This window comes from Pseudomonas sp. NMI760_13, assembly GCF_021283245.1.
Classification (GTDB): Bacteria; Pseudomonadota; Gammaproteobacteria; order Pseudomonadales; family Pseudomonadaceae; genus Aquipseudomonas; species Aquipseudomonas peradeniyensis.
Genome location: NZ_JAJSRC010000018.1, coordinates 92,789 through 111,591 on the forward strand (window position 1 = coordinate 92,789; position 18,803 = coordinate 111,591).

16 protein-coding genes are annotated in these 18,803 nt (G+C 66.8%); 9 read left to right on the top strand and 7 right to left on the bottom strand.

Features of this window, described 5'->3' with window-relative positions; all coding sequences use genetic code 11:
- The first annotated feature begins 32 nt into the window (after positions 1-32).
- Complete coding sequence (locus LU671_RS18575) at positions 33-1,079, top strand: chitinase (RefSeq protein ID WP_203647036.1); 1,047 nt, start codon at positions 33-35, stop codon at positions 1,077-1,079.
- Between the two features lie 186 nt (positions 1,080-1,265).
- A complete protein-coding gene (locus tag LU671_RS18580) occupies positions 1,266-2,732 on the top strand; it encodes a DNA-3-methyladenine glycosylase 2 family protein (RefSeq protein ID WP_232856497.1) in 1,467 nt (488 codons plus the stop codon).
- Positions 2,733-2,760: 28 nt separating this feature from the next.
- On the opposite strand, the gene LU671_RS18585 is transcribed toward LU671_RS18580, so the two are convergent.
- A complete protein-coding gene (locus LU671_RS18585; RefSeq protein WP_232856498.1) occupies positions 2,761-3,558 on the bottom strand; it encodes a helix-turn-helix transcriptional regulator in 798 nt (265 codons plus the stop codon).
- A 300-nt stretch (positions 3,559-3,858) separates the two neighbouring features.
- Between LU671_RS18585 and LU671_RS18590 the strand changes: the two genes are divergently transcribed.
- Both LU671_RS18590 and LU671_RS18595 read left to right on the top strand, forming a co-directional pair.
- The gene (locus LU671_RS18590; protein ID WP_232856499.1) at positions 3,859-5,223 is read left to right on the top strand and encodes an APC family permease; all 1,365 of its coding nucleotides are present in this window, start codon (positions 3,859-3,861) and stop codon (positions 5,221-5,223) included.
- Between the two features lie 17 nt (positions 5,224-5,240).
- The gene (locus LU671_RS18595) at positions 5,241-6,350 is read left to right on the top strand and encodes a DmpA family aminopeptidase (RefSeq protein ID WP_232856500.1); all 1,110 of its coding nucleotides are present in this window, start codon (positions 5,241-5,243) and stop codon (positions 6,348-6,350) included.
- 140 nt (positions 6,351-6,490) lie between these two features.
- On the opposite strand, the gene LU671_RS18600 is transcribed toward LU671_RS18595, so the two are convergent.
- The gene (locus tag LU671_RS18600; protein ID WP_203647025.1) at positions 6,491-7,822 is read right to left on the bottom strand and encodes an MFS transporter; all 1,332 of its coding nucleotides are present in this window, start codon (positions 7,820-7,822) and stop codon (positions 6,491-6,493) included.
- A gap of 154 nt (positions 7,823-7,976) precedes the next feature.
- Here LU671_RS18600 and LU671_RS18605 point away from each other — a divergent pair, with 154 nt between their 5' ends.
- On the top strand, positions 7,977-9,080 hold the full coding sequence (locus LU671_RS18605; protein ID WP_232856501.1) for a sugar diacid recognition domain-containing protein: 1,104 nt from the start codon (positions 7,977-7,979) through the stop codon (positions 9,078-9,080).
- 101 nt (positions 9,081-9,181) lie between these two features.
- Positions 9,182-10,321: a glycerate kinase gene (locus tag LU671_RS18610; RefSeq protein ID WP_232856502.1), complete on the top strand. Its 1,140-nt coding sequence runs from the start codon at positions 9,182-9,184 to the stop codon at positions 10,319-10,321.
- 84 nt (positions 10,322-10,405) lie between these two features.
- Here the strand turns inward: LU671_RS18610 and LU671_RS18615 are convergent, their stop codons facing one another.
- Together LU671_RS18615 and LU671_RS18620 are read right to left on the bottom strand one after the other, a co-directional pair.
- Positions 10,406-11,296: a dihydrodipicolinate synthase family protein gene (locus LU671_RS18615; RefSeq protein ID WP_203647019.1), complete on the bottom strand. Its 891-nt coding sequence runs from the start codon at positions 11,294-11,296 to the stop codon at positions 10,406-10,408.
- Between the two features lie 33 nt (positions 11,297-11,329).
- Positions 11,330-12,112, bottom strand: a complete 783-nt coding sequence (locus LU671_RS18620; RefSeq protein ID WP_232856503.1) for an aldolase — start codon at positions 12,110-12,112, stop codon at positions 11,330-11,332.
- A gap of 154 nt (positions 12,113-12,266) precedes the next feature.
- On the opposite strand from LU671_RS18620, the gene LU671_RS18625 reads away from it, so the two are divergent.
- A complete protein-coding gene (locus LU671_RS18625; protein WP_198743306.1) occupies positions 12,267-12,809 on the top strand; it encodes a helix-turn-helix domain-containing protein in 543 nt (180 codons plus the stop codon).
- A gap of 10 nt (positions 12,810-12,819) precedes the next feature.
- Complete coding sequence (locus LU671_RS18630) at positions 12,820-13,596, top strand: AraC family transcriptional regulator (RefSeq protein WP_232856504.1); 777 nt, start codon at positions 12,820-12,822, stop codon at positions 13,594-13,596.
- Positions 13,597-13,823: 227 nt separating this feature from the next.
- Here the strand turns inward: LU671_RS18630 and LU671_RS18635 are convergent, their stop codons facing one another.
- Positions 13,824-14,405 carry a LysE family translocator gene (locus tag LU671_RS18635; protein WP_232856505.1) on the bottom strand — a complete coding sequence of 194 codons (582 nt, stop codon included), beginning with the start codon at positions 14,403-14,405 and terminating at the stop codon, positions 13,824-13,826.
- Positions 14,406-14,665: 260 nt separating this feature from the next.
- On the opposite strand from LU671_RS18635, the gene LU671_RS18640 reads away from it, so the two are divergent.
- The gene (locus LU671_RS18640; RefSeq protein ID WP_232856506.1) at positions 14,666-16,237 is read left to right on the top strand and encodes a TerC family protein; all 1,572 of its coding nucleotides are present in this window, start codon (positions 14,666-14,668) and stop codon (positions 16,235-16,237) included.
- Here LU671_RS18640 and rarD read toward each other — a convergent pair.
- A complete protein-coding gene (gene rarD / locus LU671_RS18645; RefSeq protein ID WP_232856507.1) occupies positions 16,200-17,087 on the bottom strand; it encodes an EamA family transporter RarD in 888 nt (295 codons plus the stop codon). The genes LU671_RS18640 and rarD overlap by 38 nt on opposite strands.
- Positions 17,088-17,121: 34 nt before the next feature.
- Complete coding sequence (locus LU671_RS18650; protein ID WP_232856508.1) at positions 17,122-18,717, bottom strand: EAL domain-containing protein; 1,596 nt, start codon at positions 18,715-18,717, stop codon at positions 17,122-17,124.
- Between the last annotated feature and the right edge of the window lie 86 nt (positions 18,718-18,803).

Genomic DNA, 18,803 nt, shown 5'->3' on the forward strand with positions numbered 1-18,803 from the left:
CGGATCTTCCACACGTTCTAAAGGATTGGAACATGTCAAAGATTGATTTTACCCAACTGAAGGCCGCGCGCGACGACGCCGCCTCGCGCATGCCCAGCCTCGAGGGCAAGAAGATCCTCATGGGCTACTGGCACAACTGGCCGGCGGGCCCTGCGGACGGCTACCAGCGCGGGCAGTTCGCCAACATGAGCCTGGAGGAGGTGCCGCGCGACTACAACGTGGTGGCCGTGGCATTCATGAAGGGCAGCGGCATTCCGACCTTCAAGCCGTACAACCTGTCCGATGCCGAGTTCCGCCGCCAGGTCGGCGTGCTCAACAGCCAGGGCAGGGCGGTGCTGATGTCGCTGGGCGGTGCCGATGCGCATATCGCGCTGAACCCGGGCCACGAACAGCCGCTGGCCAATGAAATCATCCGCCTGGTGGAAACCTACGGTTTCGACGGGCTGGACATCGATCTTGAACAGAGCGCGATCGACTTCGCCGCCAACAAGACCGTCCTGCCCGCCGCGCTGAAGCTGGTGAAGGATCACTATGCCGCCGAGGGCAAGCATTTCATCATCAGCATGGCACCGGAGTTCCCCTACCTGACCAGCGCCGGGCGCTACGTCGACTACCTCAAGGCACTGGAGGGCTACTACGACTTCATCGCCCCGCAGTTCTACAACCAGGGTGGCGACGGGTTGTGGGTGCAGGAGGCCAACAACGGCAGGGGCGCCTGGATCGCCCAGAACAACGATGCGCTCAAAGAGGACTTCCTCTTCTACCTGACCGAAAGCCTGGTCAGCGGCACCCGCGGCTTCACCCGGATTCCGGCCGACAAGTTCGTCATCGGCCTGCCGGCCAACGTCGATGCCGCCGCCACCGGCTATGTGGTCAACCCGACGGCGGTGACCAACGCGTTCAAGCGCCTGTACGCCAAGGGCGTGTCGATCAAGGGCCTGATGACCTGGTCGGTCAACTGGGACAACGGGGTCAACAAGGACCACGTGCCCTACAACCAGGAGTTCAGCCGACGCTACGGGCCGCTGATCAACGGCACCAAGGCGCCCGCACGCACCCGCAAGGCACCGACCGCCTGATCGAACCTGCATCGGGCAGACGTGCCTGATGCCCGGCAGTCGAGGCCTGCCGACGTGATCGATCGATGAGAATCCGATGCCGCAAGGCATCGGATTTTTTGTCGTCTGCAGGACAGGGGAAACCCTGCAAGCCATATGTCCGAAAATGGCGAGCCTCAAGCGAATCCAGGGCATAGGATGTCGCTCATGACCAACCTAATCGATTCTCCCGAAAGCGATGCCTGCTACCTGGCCTTGAAGGCGCACGATGCGCGCTTCGATGGCGCCTTCTTCGCCGCGGTCACCAGCACCGGCATCTATTGCCGGCCGGTGTGCCGGGTCAAGACGCCACGGCGTGACAACCTGCAGTTCTACCGGCATGCCGCCCAGGCCGAGGCGGCGGGTTTCAGGCCGTGCCTGCGCTGCCGCCCTGAGCTGGCGCCGCGTGCGGTGGCGTGGAGCACCGAGGATGCCTCGCGCATCCTGGCCGTGCAGGCGGCGCGCATGCTGGACGAGCCGCAGAACGTACGTACGATGGTCGATATCGCCCGGCACCTGGGGGTGAGCGACCGCCATCTGCGACGCATCTTCGAGGCGCATTTCGGGGTTTCGCCGCTGCAGTACCTGCAGACACGTCGGCTGCTGGCGGCCAAGCAACTGATCGCCGACACGCAGCTGCCGATGACCCAGGTGGCGTTGGCCAGTGGCTTTGGCAGTGTGCGGCGCTTCAACGATGCGTTCTCCCAGCACTATGGCCTGAATCCCAGTACGTTGCGTCGCGCCCGCTCGACCGCCAATGGGCAAGGGGTGAGCGTTCGCCTGGGCTGGCGCCCGCCCTATGACGTGGAGGCGATGCTGGGCTTCCTGCGCCTGCGCGCCATCCCGGGCCTGGAATGGGTGGAGGGCCGGCAGTACATGCGCACCCTGCGCCTTGTGCAGGGCCAGCAGGCGTGCAGCGGCTGGCTGAGTGTGAGCCTTGACGACCAGCGTGCCCAGGCGCAGGTGACCATCAGTGACAGCCTGGCAGGCGTTTTGCCCACGCTGATCAACCGCGTGCGGGCCGCGTTCGACCTGGATGCCGACCCGGTGGCGGTCCACAGTGTGTTGCAGGCGACGTTCCCGGCGAGCGAAGGCATGCGTGTGCCCGGTACGCTGGACGGTTTCGAGCTGGCGGTGCGTGCCGTGCTTGGCCAACAGATCACCGTGGCCGCTGCGCGCACGCTGGGCGCGCGCCTTGTCGCGGCTTTTGGCGAGTCTATCCAGACGCCCGTTGCAGCGCTGGACCGTCTGTTTCCCACACCGACCAGCCTGGCGGCGGCCAGTGGTGACGCCCTTGGCCGACTGGGCATCACGCGCCAGCGCCAGGCCGCCCTCAAGGGCTTGGCCGAGGCCGTGGGGGAGGGGCGCCTGCTGCTGAGCCCCGGTGTCGATGTCGCGGCCACTTGCGCCCAGTTGCGGGACTTGCCCGGCATCGGCGACTGGACGGCCCAGTACATCGCCTTGCGCGCGTTGCGCTGGCCCGATGCGTTTCCGGCGGGTGACGTGGCACTGCAGAAGGCGCTGGGGGTGAACAGCGCCAAGGCCGCGACACAGGCTGCGCAGGGTTGGCGGCCCTGGCGTGGCTATGCCGTGCTGCGTGCCTGGCAGGGGCTGGCAGATCCGGCGCGTCCGTGAGCGTCTTGGCAAACGCTGTGCGGCGGGCTCAGGGATCCTGCGGATCATGCCCCAGCGATTGCAGGAACAACGAGAACAACTCCGGTTGCGACGAGATATCCAGCTTGGCATAGAGATGCCGACGATGGACCTTGATGGTTTCCGGGGAAATGGCCAGGCGCTCGGCCATGGCCTTGGATGAATAGCCGCGCAGGATCAGCCGGGCGATCTCCAGCTCGCGCTCGGACAACACCTTGGCGCCGAACAGGCTCATGGCGTCGCGCACCTGATGGGCCATGCCTGCCACGGGCGTCGGGCGCAGGCTCTGCTGCAGCCAGTGCTGGGCCATCAGCGCAACCACCCACGGGCAGACCACCGCCAGCAATCCATGGCTGGCGCTGTCGAACCGCTCGCGGCGTCCCAGCGACAGCGACAGGGCGCCACTGTCCCCCAACTGCACGATGAACTGCACCTCGTCTTCCAGCACATGGTCGTGGAAGTACTTGAGGTAGTACTCGCTCTGGCGGAACTGGTCCGGTGCCACTTCCTCGAGCCTGTGCAGACCGTCGCCGATGCGCTCCTGGCAGGCCTGGTAGAACGGGTCGAGCTGGTACAGGCCGCTCAGGTACAGGGCCATGGCCTCGGGGTTGCCTTCACCCCGGGCATCGAAGATCTCCAGCGCCCGGGGCAGGCCGGCGCGGGGGTAGAACATCGCCAGGGCATTGTCGAACGCCAGCCACTGCTGCAGCAGCAGGATCAGCTGGCGCCAGAAACGCGGCTGGCCGATCTGCTCGACGGTGCGGGCCAGGCCTGCGTGAGTGCTGGCTTCGGTGAACAGGTTGTGCATGAGACCCCATTGCTGGCGACTGTTACTAGTCAGTTGGCTGGAATGAGGGGGGCGTGGGAGCGGGCTTGCCCCGCGATATTGCAGGGTTGCCTGACGCTACGCCATCGCGGGACCAGCCCGCTCCCACAAAATTCGACCTGCGATTGCGCAGTCTTGTGAGGTTTCCCGCTCCCCGTCAAGAGGCGTACCCCCTTTAGGTAATTGGCCCGGTCGCTGCGCCAGCCTACAGTCCAGCCCAGGTCCAGCGGCCGCGTGACCGGTTTTCCCCTCACAACCAATAACAACCAGAGGAAAAACGCCATGAGCTCCAGCGCAGCGCCCACGGGCGCACTCCAGCAACGGCTGGGGGTGTTCGACGTGGTCGCCATCACCGTGTCGGCGGTGACCCCGGCCAGTTCCGTGTTCGTCATCGCCCCCTTCGCCATCCAGCAGGCCGGCAGCGGCGCCTTTCTCTCGTTCATCATGGCCGCGGCCCTGGCGCTGATGTTCGCCTGGTGCTACGCCGAGCTGGGGCGTGCCCACAGCTCCGCCGGTGGTGAATACGTGTACGCCAAGCGGGTGTTCGGCGGGCTGGCCGGCTACGCCACCTTCCTCACCGTGCTGGCCTCGATGCTGTTCATCCCGCCGGTACTCGCCGCCGGTGCCGCCACCTACCTGAACAACGCCCTGGGTACCACGTTCGACACCCAGGCGGTGGCCCTGGTGATCGTGGTGTCGAGCTATGCGCTGGGCATCCTCAATATTCGCCTGAACGCCTGGATCACCGGATTGTTCCTGTTCTGCGAAGTCGCCGCGCTGCTGGTGATCGTGACCCTGGGTTTCGGCAACGCCAGCCAGCCGGTGGCGAGCCTGCTGCAACCGCAGATGCTCGAGCAGGGCAGCCTGGTCGTCGCGCCCTGGGCGCTGGTGCTGGGCGCGGTGGGCATGGCCCTGTTCGCCTTCAACGGCTACGGTGGCGCGGTGCTGCTGGCCGAGGACATGAAGGACCGTGGTCGCACCGTGCACCGGGCCGTGCTGTGGTCGCTGGCGGTGGTAGTGGCGATCGAGGTGATACCACTGGCGGCGCTGCTGATCGGCGCGCCGTCGTTGCAGGCGATGCTGGCCAGCGGCGACCCGATCGGCTACCTGCTCACCGCCCACGGCAACCAGACCCTGGCGCGGCTGGTCAGCGCCGGGATCTTCCTCTCGGTGTTCAACGCCATTGTCGCCATTGTCATTCAGGTCGGCCGGGTGGTGTACAGCAGCGGCCGCGATGCGATCTGGACGCCAACCCTCAACCGCGCCTTCACGCTGATCCACCCGCGCTGGGAATCGCCGTGGCTGGCGACCCTGTTCCTGGCCGTGCCGTCGGCGCTGCTGAGCCTGTCCGGTAGCCTGGAGCAACTGACTTCGTTCACCGTGCTGCTGTTGTTGCTGATCTACCTGGTGGTGGCGGCCTGCGCGCTGTGCAGCCGGGTGCTGCGCCGCGACCGCGAACACCCGTACCGCATGCCGCTGTGGCCATTGCCAGCCCTGCTGGCGGTCAGCGGCGCCGGTTGGCTGCTGGTGACCTTGCTGCGCGAGGCATCGCTGCGCGACCTGTTGATCATTCTCGGGCTGCTGGCCGTGTCGATGGTGTTGTACAGCACCCACGGCCGCCTCAGCCCGACTTTCCAGAAATTGTGAGCATCCAAGGAGTACACATGCGTGCGCGTCAACTGGGCATCACCCTCGGCCACGGCACCCCGGGCCCGTTCAATGCCATCACCGACGTTCCAGGGGTACGGGTCGGCCACAGCACCCTGATCGACGAGCAACGCCCGGCGCCGATCCGCACCGGGGTGACCCTGATCGAGCCGCGCGCGGGCGCGGCCCGTCAGCAGCCGTGCTTCGCCGGCTGCCACGTGCTCAACGGCAACGGCGACGCCACGGGGCTGGAGTGGATCCGCGAGGCCGGGCTGCTGACCACGTCGATCGCCATCACCAACACCCACAGCGTCGGCGTGGTGCGCGACGCGCTGATCGGCGCCGAGCGCGAGCGTCTGCCGGACGACGCGGTGTACTGGTGCATGCCGGTGGTGATGGAAACCTACGATGGCCTGCTCAATGACATCTGGGGCCAGCACGTGACGCCGGCGCAGGTGCGCCAGGCGCAGCAGGCCGCGGAGTCAGGCCCGGTGCAGGAAGGCCCGGTGGGCGGTGGCACGGGGATGATCTGCCACGAGTTCAAGGGCGGCATCGGCACCGCCTCGCGGCGCCTGGAGGACGGGCAGGGGGGCTGGACGGTCGGTGTCCTGGTCCAGGCCAACCATGGCCAGCGACGCGAGCTGCGGGTCGACGGCTATCCGGTGGGGCGCCAGCTGGGTCACCTGCCGTCGCCCTTCGCCGAGGCCGAGGCGGGCACGCCGGGGATGGGCTCGATCGTGGTGGTGATCGCCACCGACGCGCCGTTGCTGCCGCACCAGTGCCAGCGCCTGGCGCAGCGGGCGTCGATCGGCATCGCCCGCACCGGTGGCGGTACCGAGGACTCCAGCGGCGATATCTTCCTGGCGTTTTCCACCGGCAACCAGGGATTGCCGCCCGCTGACTACGGGCGCAAGGGGCTGGCCCAGTGCACAGGCGTGCAAATGCTCAACAACGACCATATCTCGGGGTTGTTCATGGCGGCGGCGGAGGCGGTGGAGGAGGCGATCGTCAATGCCTTGCTGGCGGGGCGGACGATGCAGGGCAAGGGTGGGTTGGTGGTGCCGGCGCTGGAGGGGGATACGCTGCTGACGGCGTTGCACGAGGCGGGGTGGAAGCCTCGTAACTAACGCATTTCCCTGTAGGAGCGGCCTTGTGCCGCGAAAGGGCTGCGCAGCAGCCCCGGCAACTCATGCGTCGACGCTGAGATCCTGGGGCTGCTTTGCAGCCCTTTCGCGGCACAAGGCCGCTCCTACATAGGGCGTTAACGTTACGAGCGGGCACCTGCCAAGGCAGCACTACCACCCCGCGAAACCCGCAACGCCACCAGGCTGCCGACCACGATCAACCCCGCCAGCGCATACAGCGCCGCATCGGTCGACCCGGTCTGGTCCTTGATGAAGCCCACCAGGTAAGGGCTGAGGAAACCGGCCATCTGCCCCACCGAGTTGATGATCGCCAGGCCCGCCACGGCGGTGCCGGCGGTCAGCAGCGCGGTGGGCATCGGCCAGAACATCGGCAGGCCGGTCAGCGCGCCCATGGTGGCGATGGACAGGCCGAGGATGGCGATGGGCGGATTGCCGGCGAAGTTCACCGCGATCAGCAGGCCCAGGGCGCCCATCAGCATCGGCACCACAAGGTGCCAGCGGCGCTCGTTACGCAGGTCCGCCGAACGGCCGACCAGGATCATGAACACTCCGGCCAGCAGGTACGGAATGGCGCTCAGCCAGCCGATCAGCAGCGGGTTGTCGAAGCCCATGTTCTTGATGATCGACGGCAGCCAGAAGTTGATGGCGTAGACGCCGCTCTGGATACAGAAGTAGACGAAACCGAAGGTCCAGATCAGCGGGTTGGTCAGCACCGACAGCACGCTGTCACCGCGGGTGGCCGGCTTGCTGGCGGCGTCGGCCTTGAGGTCCGCCTCGATCAGCTGGCACTCGGCCGGGCTCAGCCACTTGGCAGTCTGGTAGCCGTCGCTGAGCAGCACGATGGCCAGCGCGCCGAGCACCACGGTGGGCAGCCCCTGGATCAGGAACATCCACTGCCAGCCGGCCAGGCCATGCTGGCCGGCGGCAAAGTGCTCGAGGATCCAGCCGGAGAAGGGTCCGCCGAGCAGGCCGGACACCGGGATCGCCGACATGAACAGGGCCATGATGCGGCCGCGGCGGTCCGCCGGGAACCAGCGCGAGAGGTACAGCACCACGCCGGGGAAGAAGCCCGCCTCGGCGGCGCCGGTGAGCAGGCGCAGGGCATAGAACTCGGTGGGGGTGGTGACGAACAGCAGGCAGGTGGACAGGCTGCCCCAGGCGATCATCATCAGCGCGATCCAGCGCCGCGGGCCGAAGCGGTTGAGCGCCAGGTTGCTGGGCAGGCCGCAGAGCACGTAGCCGATGAAGAAGATGCCGGCGCCGAGGCCGTATACGGTTTCGCTGAATTTCAGCGCGTCGAGCATCTGCAGCTTGGCGAAGCCGACGTTGACGCGGTCCAGGTAGTTGAACAGGTAGCAGATGAAAATGAACGGGATCAGCCGCAGGGTAATGCGCCGGTACAGCGCGTTGCGGGTGATCTCGATGCCTTGGTCAGGGGCGGGGCTGTGTGCCATGATCGGGTTCTCTGTTGTTATGGTTGTCACCGCGTCGCCTGTGCCGGCGCTCGCCTTGAGCAGTCTCGGGGAGTGTAGCGCGGCTGTCTTTGTGCTTTTGCACAGTGTCAGGTGCAGGCTGCTGTGCCGTCGACCAATGCCGAAGGACCCTTACATGTTCGAGCTGGACCACGACCTGGCCCAGGACATCGTCAACCGGGCGATGGCCATCCTGCCGTGCAACGTCAATGTGATGGACAGCCAGGGCCTGATCCTCGGCAGTGGCGAGCCCGAGCGCATCAATACCCGTCACGAAGGCGCGCAACTGGTGCTGGCCAACGGCCGCATCGTCGAGCTGGACGGGGAGGCGGCCAAGTGTCTGAAGGGCGTGCAGCCCGGCGTCAACCTGCCGCTGATGCTCGATGGCCGGCTGATCGGCGTTCTGGGGCTGACCGGTGATCCGCAGCAACTGCGCACCTACGGGGAACTGGTGCGCATGACCGCCGAGATGCTGCTGGCCCAGCGTCACCTGCAGGTGGAGCAGCAATGGCGCCGCCAGCGCTGCGACGACCTGCTGGCGCTGCTGCTGGGCGGCAGCGGTGAGTCACCGCGCCTGGTCGACGAGGCCCAGCAACTGGGGCTCAAGCCCAACCTGCCACGGATCCCTTGTCTGTTCGAGCTGCGCGCCGGGCCGCCGGCCGAAGCCCTGTCGGCCTGGCTGATGAGCCGTTACCCGGACAGCTGGTGCGTCAGCCCCGCGCGCCAGTCGCTGCTATGGTGCCGCCCGGCGGGCGTGGTGCTGGACGAGCCGCGCCTGTTCGAGCGCCTGCAGCGCCATGGTTGGGACGTCGAACGCCTGGCCCTGGGCAGCCCGGCGCAGAGCCTGGAGCAGTTGCGCCGTGGTTATCGGCGGGTTCGCGACCTGCAGGCCTACGGCCGTGAAGTGCTGCCTGACGAGCGTCTGCTGAGCCTGGAGCGCTACCGCTTGCCGGCTTTGCTCTGGCGGCATCGCAACGACGATGCCCTGGATGAGCTGCTCGAACCGTTGCAGCGCATCCGCGCCAAGGACGCCAGTGGCCAGTTGCTGCTCACCCTGCGTGCCTGGTGCGCCCATGACGGGCAGAGCCAGGCCTGCGCCGAGGCCCTGGGAATCCATCGCAACAGCCTGCGCTATCGGCTGGAGCGGATCGCCGAGCTGGGGGAGGTGGACCCGTTGCGGATGGAGGGGATGCTGAGCCTGTATTTGGGGTTGCAGTTGTTGCCGGCAAAGGGGCTGTAGAGGCATCCGCCCAATCAACGCCCCTGGGTTTTGTGCATCCGACCGAGGCTGGCGTGGCGTACACCTGTCAGCATGCGCGACAACAGGACAGGAGAATCCCCATGAAGATCGTCATCGCCCCCGACTCGTTCAAGGACAGCCTCGATGCTGCCGGTGTCGCCCGCGCCATCGCCGCCGGCCTGGCCGAAGTCTGGCCGGCGTCCGAGCGCATCGAATGCCCGATGGCCGATGGCGGCGAAGGCACCATGGAGGCGATCGTCGCCGCCAGCCATGGCGAACTGCGTCGCCAGGTGGTGCGCGGCCCGTTGGGCGAGACGGTCGAGGCGGGTTGGGGTTGGCTGGCCGAGAGCCGCACGGCGGTGATCGAGATGGCCCAGGCCAGTGGCATCCAGCTGGTGCCCAACGGCCAGCGCGACGCTTGTCGCAGCAGCACCTGGGGCACCGGCGAACTGGTGGCGGCGGCGTTGGCGGCCGGTGCCTCGCGCATCGTCCTGGCCATCGGCGGCAGTGCCACCAATGATGGCGGTAGCGGCATGTTGCGGGCGTTGGGCCTGCGCTTGCTGGATGCCCAGGGCGAACCGTTGGCCGAGGGCGGACTGGCCCTGGCGCAATTGGCGCGCATCGACGCCAGCGACCTGGACCCGCGCCTGGCGCAGGTCCAGGTGGAGGTTGCCGCCGATGTCGACAACCCGTTGTGCGGGGACAACGGTGCTTCGGCGATCTTCGGCCCGCAGAAGGGCGCCAGCCCCGAGCAGGTGCAGGCCCTGGACCAGGCCCTGGCACATTTCGCCGACCATTGCGCAGGCCTGCTGGGCACGGATGTGCGTGACCAGCCGGGCAGCGGCGCGGCCGGGGGCATGGGGTTTGCCGCCAAGGCGTTCATGGGCGCGCAGTTCCGCCCGGGCGTCGAGGTGGTCGCCGAGCTGGCCGGGCTCGATGGCCTGGTGCAGGGCGCGGACCTGGTGATCACCGGCGAAGGACGCTTCGATGCCCAGACCCTGCGCGGCAAGACGCCGCTTGGGGTGGCGCGCGTGGCCAGGCGACATGGTGTACCGGTGGTGGTTTTGGCGGGGACCCTGGGGGCCGGTTACGAGCAGTTGTACGCACAGGGCATCGACGCCGCCTTTGCCTTGGCCAGCGGACCGATGACCTTGGAGCAGGCCTGTGACCAAGCCGAGACGCTGCTGAAGGCGCGGGCCGGGGATGTGGCGCGGTTGTGGCAGGTGGCGCGCCAGCGCTGATCAGAACACCGTCCGGGTCGGGGCGGTGTTCTCAAGTGTGTAGATGACCTGTGGGAGTGGCCCCCCACAGGCACGTTGACGATGTCAGCCCTGATACAAGGCGTCGAGCAGCGCCTTCAGCTGGTCGCGGCCCTGGGCATCCAGCCCGAACACCGGCCGGCGCGGCTCGCCCACCGGCAACCCGGTCATCTCCAGGCCAGCCTTGATGGTCGCCGGCAAACCTCCCTTGAGAATGAAGTCAAGCAACGGCAGTTGGCGGTAGAACAGCGCCTTGGCCTGTTCCAGCTCACCGTTCTGCACCGCCTGGTACAGCCGCAGGTTCAGTTCGGGAATCAGGTTGGCCGCCGCCGTGCACCAGCCCGTGGCGCCCGCCACGAAGGCTTCCAGCGCCAGCGGGTTGCAACCGTTGTAGAACGGTACCTGGCCTTCACCGAGCAGTTGCAGCTTGTGCATGCGCTGGATGTCGCCGGTGCTCTCCTTGACCATGGTCACGTTGTCCACCTCGCGGACGATGCGCAGGATCAGCTCCACCGGCATGTCGGTGCCGCTGGTGGCCGGGTTGTTGTAGAGCATGATCGGCAGGTCGATGGCCGCGCCGATGGCGCGGTAGTGCTGGACGATCTCGGCTTCGCTGAGTTTCCAGTAGGCCGCCGGCAGCACCATTACCGCGTCGGCGCCGTGCTGCTGGGCGAAGCGGGCGCGGCGCACGGCGCCGGCGGTGGTCAGGTCGGAGACGCTGACGATGCTCGGCACGCGCTTGCCGATGCGCTCCAGGCTGTACTGGGCGACCTGCTGCCATTCGCCGTCGCTCAGGTAGGCGCCTTCGCCGGTGCTGCCCAGCGGCGCGATGGCGTGGACGTCGCCGTCGATCAGGCGGTCGATGGAGCGGCCCAGGGCCGGCAGGTCAAGCTGTTCACCGTCCTGGGTGAACGGGGTGATGGTGTAGCCGATGATGCCGTGGAATCGAGTGGTCATGGTGTGTGGCTCCGCAAGCAAGGCAAGATGGGGTCAGGCGAGGCAATCGGCGTGCTGGCGCAGCGCCTGCCGGGCGTAATAGTTGAAGGCGGCGCCGTGGCGCTTGGGCCGGTCGATCCAGTCGTGGGCGTCGCGGCCGAGCTCCGGGGCGATCGGCTTGATGGTGCCGGCGGCCATCGCCAGCAGTTGCAGGCGCGCGGCGCGCTCGATCAGCTGGGCGTAGACGCAGGCCTGCTCGATGCTGGTGCCGGTGGACAGCTGGCCGTGGTGCGAGAGCAGGATGGCGCGCTTGTCGCCCAGGGCGGCGCTGATGATCTCGCCTTCCTCATTGCCCACCGGCACGCCCGGCCAGGCCTCGAGGAACGCGCAGTCCTCGTACAGCGGGCACAGGTCCATGTGCGAGACCTGCAGCGGCACTTCGAGCATGGAAAGCGCGGCGACGTGGGTGGGGTGGGTGTGGATGATGCAGTTGACGTCGGGGCGGGCGCGGTACACCCAGCTGTGGAAGCGGTTGGCCGGGTTGGGCATGCCCTGGCCTTCGAGCACTTCGAGGTCTTCGTTGACCAGCAGCAGGTTGCCGGCGGTGATTTCGTCGAAGCCCAGGCCCAGTTGCTGAGTGTAGAAGGTGCCCGGCTGCGGACCGCGGGCGCTGATCTGCCCGGCCAGGCCCGAGTCGTGGCCGTTATCGAAGAGAATTCGGCAGGTCAGGGCCAGCTTTTCGCGCACAGTCCACGTATTATCGGCAAGCGAGCCTTGCATCTGTGTCAGTGCCTTTTGCACCAGCTGGTTTTTGCTGAGGGTAAGGGTATTGGCCATGGGGAGCTTTCCTCTGTGGCGTGATGACGGATGTCAGGGCTGGCTCGCCCCCGAGCTTTGGACGGTGAGGGGGCGAGCCATCAGATGACACAAATAATCCTATATGACACAAAGTGTCATAAGCAAGTGCGTTTGTTCGGGAAACCCGCGTCACATGTCTATCCGACTGAAACTGCTGAGAAAGAAACTGGGCATCACCCTTGAGCAACTGGCCGACAAGTCCGGCATGACCAAGAGTTACCTGTCCAAGGTCGAGCGCGGCCTCAACACGCCGTCGATCGCCGCCGCGCTGAAGCTGGCGCGGGCGCTGAACGTCAATGTCGAGGAGCTGTTCGACGGCGAGCACGACGGCCAGGCGCGCTACAGCCTGGTGCGCCGCGGCGAGCGCCAGGCGCTGGTGGGTGGTGGCGAGGGGCCGGGATATGCGGTGCTGACCTCCCAGGTTGGCCAGCGCAGCCTGCTGCCGTTCCTGATCCAGCCACCGACCGCGTTCAGCGACCCGACTTTCAAGGAGCACGAAGGCGAGGAGTTCCTGTTCGTCCACGAGGGCCAGGTGGAGGTGGACTTCATGAGCGAACGGGTGTTGCTGGAGGCGGGCGATGCCCTGCATTTCAATGCCCAGACCCCGCACCGCCTGCGTTCGGTCGGCGAGCGCCAGGCGCAGTTGCTGGTGGTGGTGCAGGGCGGCGAGGGGTGAGGGCGGGGCGATGATCGAGGTCTCGCGGTTCTGGCGTGATCCGGCATTGCCCTTTGTCGAAGCCCGGCGCGTGGGGGACGGCCGCCAGGTGTGCTATGCGGCCCATTCCCACGAGAGTTTCTCCATCGGCGTGATTACCGGTGGGCGCAGCACCTACCTGACCGGCAACGCCCGGCATGAGGTGGCGGCGGGGAGCACGGTGCTGATGAACCCGGGCGTGGTGCACACCTGCAACCCGATCCAGGGCGAGCCCTGGTCGTACCTGATACTGTTCGTCGACATGCCCTGGCTGCTGGCGCGTGGCTTCGCGCTGCCCTCGGCGACCTTGAGCACATCGGCGGTGCTGTACGGGCAGTTGCTGGCGCTGTTCGCCGGGTTGTTCGAGCCCGGCAACGAGGGTCGGGAGGCGCAGCTGGAGGCGTTCTTCAGGGGCTTGGCGCAGGTGCTGGAGGCGGACGCGAGCGGCCAGCCACCACGCCATCCACGTCTTGAGCTGGCCGCCGCGTTCATCCGTGCCCATCGCCTCGACCCGCTGACGCTGGAGGACATCTGCGCTGCGGCGGGGCTGTCACGGGCCTACCTGATCCGCGCGTTCGGCAAGCGCTTCGGCCTGACGCCCCATGGCTACCTGCTCGACCAGCGGGTGCAGCACGCCCGGGCGCAACTACGGGCCGGCAGGCCGATTGCCGAGGTTGCGCTGGAGGCGGGGTTCGCCGACCAGGCGCACCTGCAGCGGGCCTTCAAGCGCCACCTGGCGACCACGCCTGGGCATTATCGCAATGGCTGAATACCAGGCATGTCCCACCTGCGCGGGAGATCGCCCAACCCTTTGGGCTACGCTGTAGCGCAGAGAACAGAGTTGCAAGCATCACCAGCGTGGGAGCGGGCTTGCCCCGCGATGCGATGTATGGCACCGGCTTTGCCGGTGATCGCGGGGCAAGCCCGCTCCCACGCTATCTTTGTTGAACCCAAGTGTTGCGTTCATGTTCCATGTGAGCGGGCGGTCCAATAGCCTCACACCATCAGGTAAACCGCGCTCGCCACCAGCAACCCTGCCAGCACCCGATTGAGCAGGCGCATCCGCCACGGCTCGGCCAGGTACTGGCGGATCACGCTGCCGGCCCAGGCCCAGCTGGCCACGCAGACGAAGCAGATCGGCCCGTAGATCCAGGTGAATAGCCACAGCAACTGCTGCTCGCCGCCGGTAAAGGCGCCGATCCCGGCCACCGCCGCCAGCCAGGCCTTGGGGCTCAGCCACTGCATGGCCGCGCCGTGCCAGGCGCTGGGCGCTCGCCGGTTGTCGTCGGCACCCAGTCCGCCATCGTCACTGGCCAGTTTCCAGGCCATGTACAGCAGAAACAGCACGCCACCCCAGTGCAGCAACCGCCCCAGCAACGGCCAGCGCAGCAACAGCTCATGCACGCCCAGCCCCACCAGCACCAGCAGCAGACAGAAACCCAGGGTGGCGCCGGCGGCATGCCCGATGCTGGCCCGCAAGCCATGGCGTGCGCCGCTGCCGAGGGCAACGATGTTGACCGGGCCGGGGGAGATGGAGGCAGCCAGGGCAAAGGCTGCCATGGACAATGTCAGGCTCATTGGAGGTTTCCATGCAGGAGGAGGGTGTGGCTATCCTGGCTAAGACCGTGACGGGCGTATTGAACAAAAATGCCCTGCCGCACCTGTTACAGCTTTTGTAATAGTTTTGCGCTATCAGAGAAATCTGCTTCGATTGTAGGATCGACATCCCTATTTTCTATCAAGGTCTATATGAGCACCTTCGCGGAGCCCCCCAGTCCCTGGCCGTCCCGGCCTTCCTTCCCCCGTCCTCGTGACGCGGCCCCTGTGAGTACCCGCTAATGGAATGGCTAGCCGACCCCACGGCCTGGCTGGGCCTGTTGACGCTTATTGTCCTCGAGCTGGTGCTGGGTATCGACAACCTGGTGTTCATCGCCATTCTTGCCGACAAACTGCCGCCGCACCAGCGCGACCGCGCCCGGGTGATCGGCCTGTCGTTGGCGCTGATCATGCGCCTGGGCCTTTTGGCCAGCATCTCGTGGATGGTGACCCTCACCGCGCCGCTGATCGAGGTGTTCGGCAAGACCTTCTCCGGCCGTGACCTGATCATGCTGTTCGGTGGCGTGTTCCTGCTGTTCAAGGCCACCATGGAACTGCACGAACGCCTCGAGGGTCATGTCGCCCAGAGCGGCGGCGTGACCCGTCACGCGGCGTTCTGGCCGATCGTCGCGCAGATCGTGGTGCTCGACGCGGTGTTCTCGCTGGACGCGGTGATCACCGCCGTGGGCATGGTCGAACAGCTGTCGGTGATGATGATCGCGGTGATCTTCTCCATCGGTATCATGATTGTCGCCAGCAAGCCGCTGACCCGCTTCGTCAACGAACACCCGACAGTGATCATGCTGTGCCTGGGCTTCCTGATGATGATCGGCTTCAGCCTCACCGCCGAAGGCCTGGGCTTCCATATTCCCAAGGGCTACCTGTACGCGGCCATCGGCTTCTCGCTGTTGATCGAGCTGTTCAACCAGCTGGCCCGCGCCCGTCGCAAGCGCAGCCTGCATCAGCACCGGCCATTGCGTGAGCGTACGGCCCACGCGGTGCTGCGCCTGATGGGTGGGCGCCGGGTCGAGGCCGACGAGGTGGGCGAGGAGATCGCCGACCTGGTGGCCGGTGGTGACGAGCAGGTGGTCTTCGACCGTCGTGAGCGGGTGATGATCAGTGGCGTGCTCAACTTGGCCGAGCGGCCGATCCGCACGGTGATGACGGTGCGGGCCAAGGTCGATGCCATCGACCTGTCGCAGCCGGCCGAGGCGATCACCCAGATGCTGGTCAACTCGTCGTACTCGCGCCTGCCGCTGATCCGCGACGGGCGTATCGAGGAACCGCTGGGCTACGTGCACAAGAAGGAGCTGCTCAAGGAACTGCTGGGCGGTAACCAGCCGGCGCTGGAACATCTGGCCCGGGCGCCGTTGAACCTGCTGGAGAGCTTCAGCATCCTCAACGCCCTGGAGCAGATGCGCGCCCAGTCCACCCACATCGCCTTCGTGGTCAACGAATTCGGTGACTTCACCGGGGTGCTGACCATGACCGACATCCTCGAGTCGATTGCCGGCGAGCTGCCGGACGCGAGCGAGGTGGAGGGACCGGGCGTGGTCGAGGAGGCGGGTGGTTTCGTGGTCAGTGGCGCCCTGAACCTGGCCCAGGTCCAGGCGCGCACAGGCTTCGCCGCCCGTGCCACCGAGGACTACCAGACCCTGGCGGGCCTGGTGATGAGCCTGCTGGACCGCCTGCCGGTGGTGGGTGATCACCTGGCCTGGAACGGCTGGACCATGACCGTGGTGGCGGTGGAGGAGCGTCGGGTGCGCCAGGTGCGCCTTACACCGAACGCCGACGCTGACGCAGCAGGTGCTTGATGCCTTCGAGCACCAGCACCAGCACGGCGCCCCAGATCGGCAGGTAGGTCAGCCACTGGTCGGGGCCGATGGTCTCGCCCAGCAGCAGGGCCACGCCCACCAGCAGCACCGGCTCGACGTAGCTGAGCAGGCCGAACAGGCTGAACGGCAACAGACGGCTGGCCAGCACGTAGGCGATCAGGGCACAGGCGCTGATCGCCCCGAGCAGCGGGATCAGCCCGTACAGGCCCGGGTGCTCGGCCAGGTCCGCCGCCGACAGCGGGCCCTGGATCACGAAGTACAGGGCCCACGGCAGCAGCAGGCACATGTCGCACCACAGGCCGCCCAGGTGGTCGGTGCGGCAGCGCCGTCTGAGGACGAAGTAGATCGGGTAGCCGATCATCACCAGCAGGGTTTCCCAGGCGAAGCTGCCGTGCTGGTACAGCTCGTGGCCAACCCCGAGCACGGCGAAGCTCACCGCGACCTTCTGCAGGCGCGACAGGCGTTCGCCGTACACCAGCCGCCCGGTCAGCACCATGGCCAGTGGCAGCAGGAAGTAGCCCATCGACACTTCCAGGCTGCGCCCGTGCAGAGGCGCCCAGAGGAACAGCCACAACTGCACGCCCATCAGCCACGAAGTGCCGACCATGCCGAGCAGCAGCAGCGGTGCGCGGCGCACCCGCCCGAGCAGCTCGCCGACCCGTTTCCAGTCTTTCGAGACCAGCATGAACAGCGTCAGGCAGGGCAGGGTCAGCAGGGTGCGCCAGCCGAAGATCTCCTCGCCGTCCAGGGGCTTGAGGAAGGAGGTATAGAAGTACATCACGGCGAACAGACAGGACGCCATGACCGACGAAAGAATGCCTTTTGACACGAATGCCTCGGAAAACGGGAAGTGAGCGGGCGGATCAGCCGCGCATGATCTCAGGGCCATTGCCCGGCGGCAACTGCGGGCTACCTGGCTGGGCGGCCAGGGCCAGCAGCAGTTCGTCGGCGGGCATCGGCCGGGCGAACAGGTAGCCCTGCTGGAAATCCACGTCGTGGCGTGCCAGGTAGTCGCGCTGTACCTCGGTCTCCACGCCTTCGGCGACGATGCCCAGGCCCAGCTTGGCCGAGAGTTCGATGATGGTGTCGAGGATATGCTGGGACAGGGCGTCGCCGCCGATCATGGCGACGAAGCTCTGGTCGATCTTCAGGTAGTGGACCTGGAATTGGCGCAGGTAGTTGAGGCTGGACTGGCCGGTGCCGAAGTCGTCCAGGGCGATCATCACGCCCATGTCGTGCAGCTTCTCGAACAGTTCCAACGTCACCGGAGTCGGCTCGATCAGCTTGCGTTCGGTCAGCTCCAGGGTCAGTACCACGCGCTTGGGCGGGAAGTGCTGGAGGAAGGTCTGGCAGTCGTCGAGCAGGCCCAGGTCGCGGCAATGGTCGGCGGTGATGTTGATGCCGACATGGAAACCGTCCTCCAGCAGCGCCGCATGCGGGGCCAGGGCTTGGGCGGTGTGCAGCATCAGGGCCCGGGTCATGGCGACGATCTGGCCGCTGTGCTCGGCGTAGGGAATGAACAGGTCGGGGCGCACCAGCCCTTCGCGAGGGTGCTGCCAGCGCATCAGCACCTCGACACCGGCCCAGCGGTAATCCCCCTTGCGTACCACCGGCTGGAAGTACGGCAAGAACTCGTCGGCATCCAGGGCCCGGTCCAGCTCGCCCCGCGATGAGCTGGCGCGGCGGATCTGCCAGCGGCAGGCGGCGCCGGCCGCCACGCCCAGCATCAGCAGCAGGCCCAGCAGGGCGGGGTAGCGCGAGCGCATCAACGCGGCCTGCTTGCCTTCTTCGTAGCCAGCGTGCACATCGAACGGATAACGGGTGGAGGCATACTGCGCGGCGGCGGTGGCCGCGAGCGGCGGCTTGCCGTCGTGAACCTGGCCATCGCTGCCCATCCAGTGATGGCCGACATGCACCTTTACCAGGTTGTCGGCGCCGATCAGGTGCAGCGCGGTGAGCAGGTGGCGGCCATCCACAGTGGTGATCGCGCCACGGTCGCCACGACCTTCCTGGCTGACCCGGTAGACCAGCAGGGCCTGTCCCGGGGTGACCGAGTTGCCATTCATCAGCCACAGTTGGCCATTGGTGTAGTCCTTGGCGTCCACCGGTTCGTCGAAGTCGCCGAACAGCGAGGTGCAGTACAGCCGGTCGTGGTCGAACAGGTTGGTCGAGCGCACGAAGGCGTTGCGCGTCACCTCGATGCGCAGGGCCAACTGCACCTCGTCGCAGGGTAGTCCGGCCTTGGGCAGCAGGTGATGGGCGGCGCTGGACAGGCTGTCGAGGATTGCTTCGACATGGCCGCCCACTTCGCGGGCCGTGGCCTGGCTGCTGGCTTGCAGTTCCTGTTCGGTCTGCCAGCGCATCACCGCCAGCCCGCACAGCAGCGGCAGCACGCCGACACCCCAGGGCAGCAGGGCGCGCCAACTCCAGCGGGCGGCGCGTTTGGCGGTCAGGGGCATGTGCGGGCGGACCTTCTGCAAGGCGATGGGGTGCTGCTGAGAATAGCCGTTTGTCGGAACAACCTGCGAACTAAAGCGCGACAAAC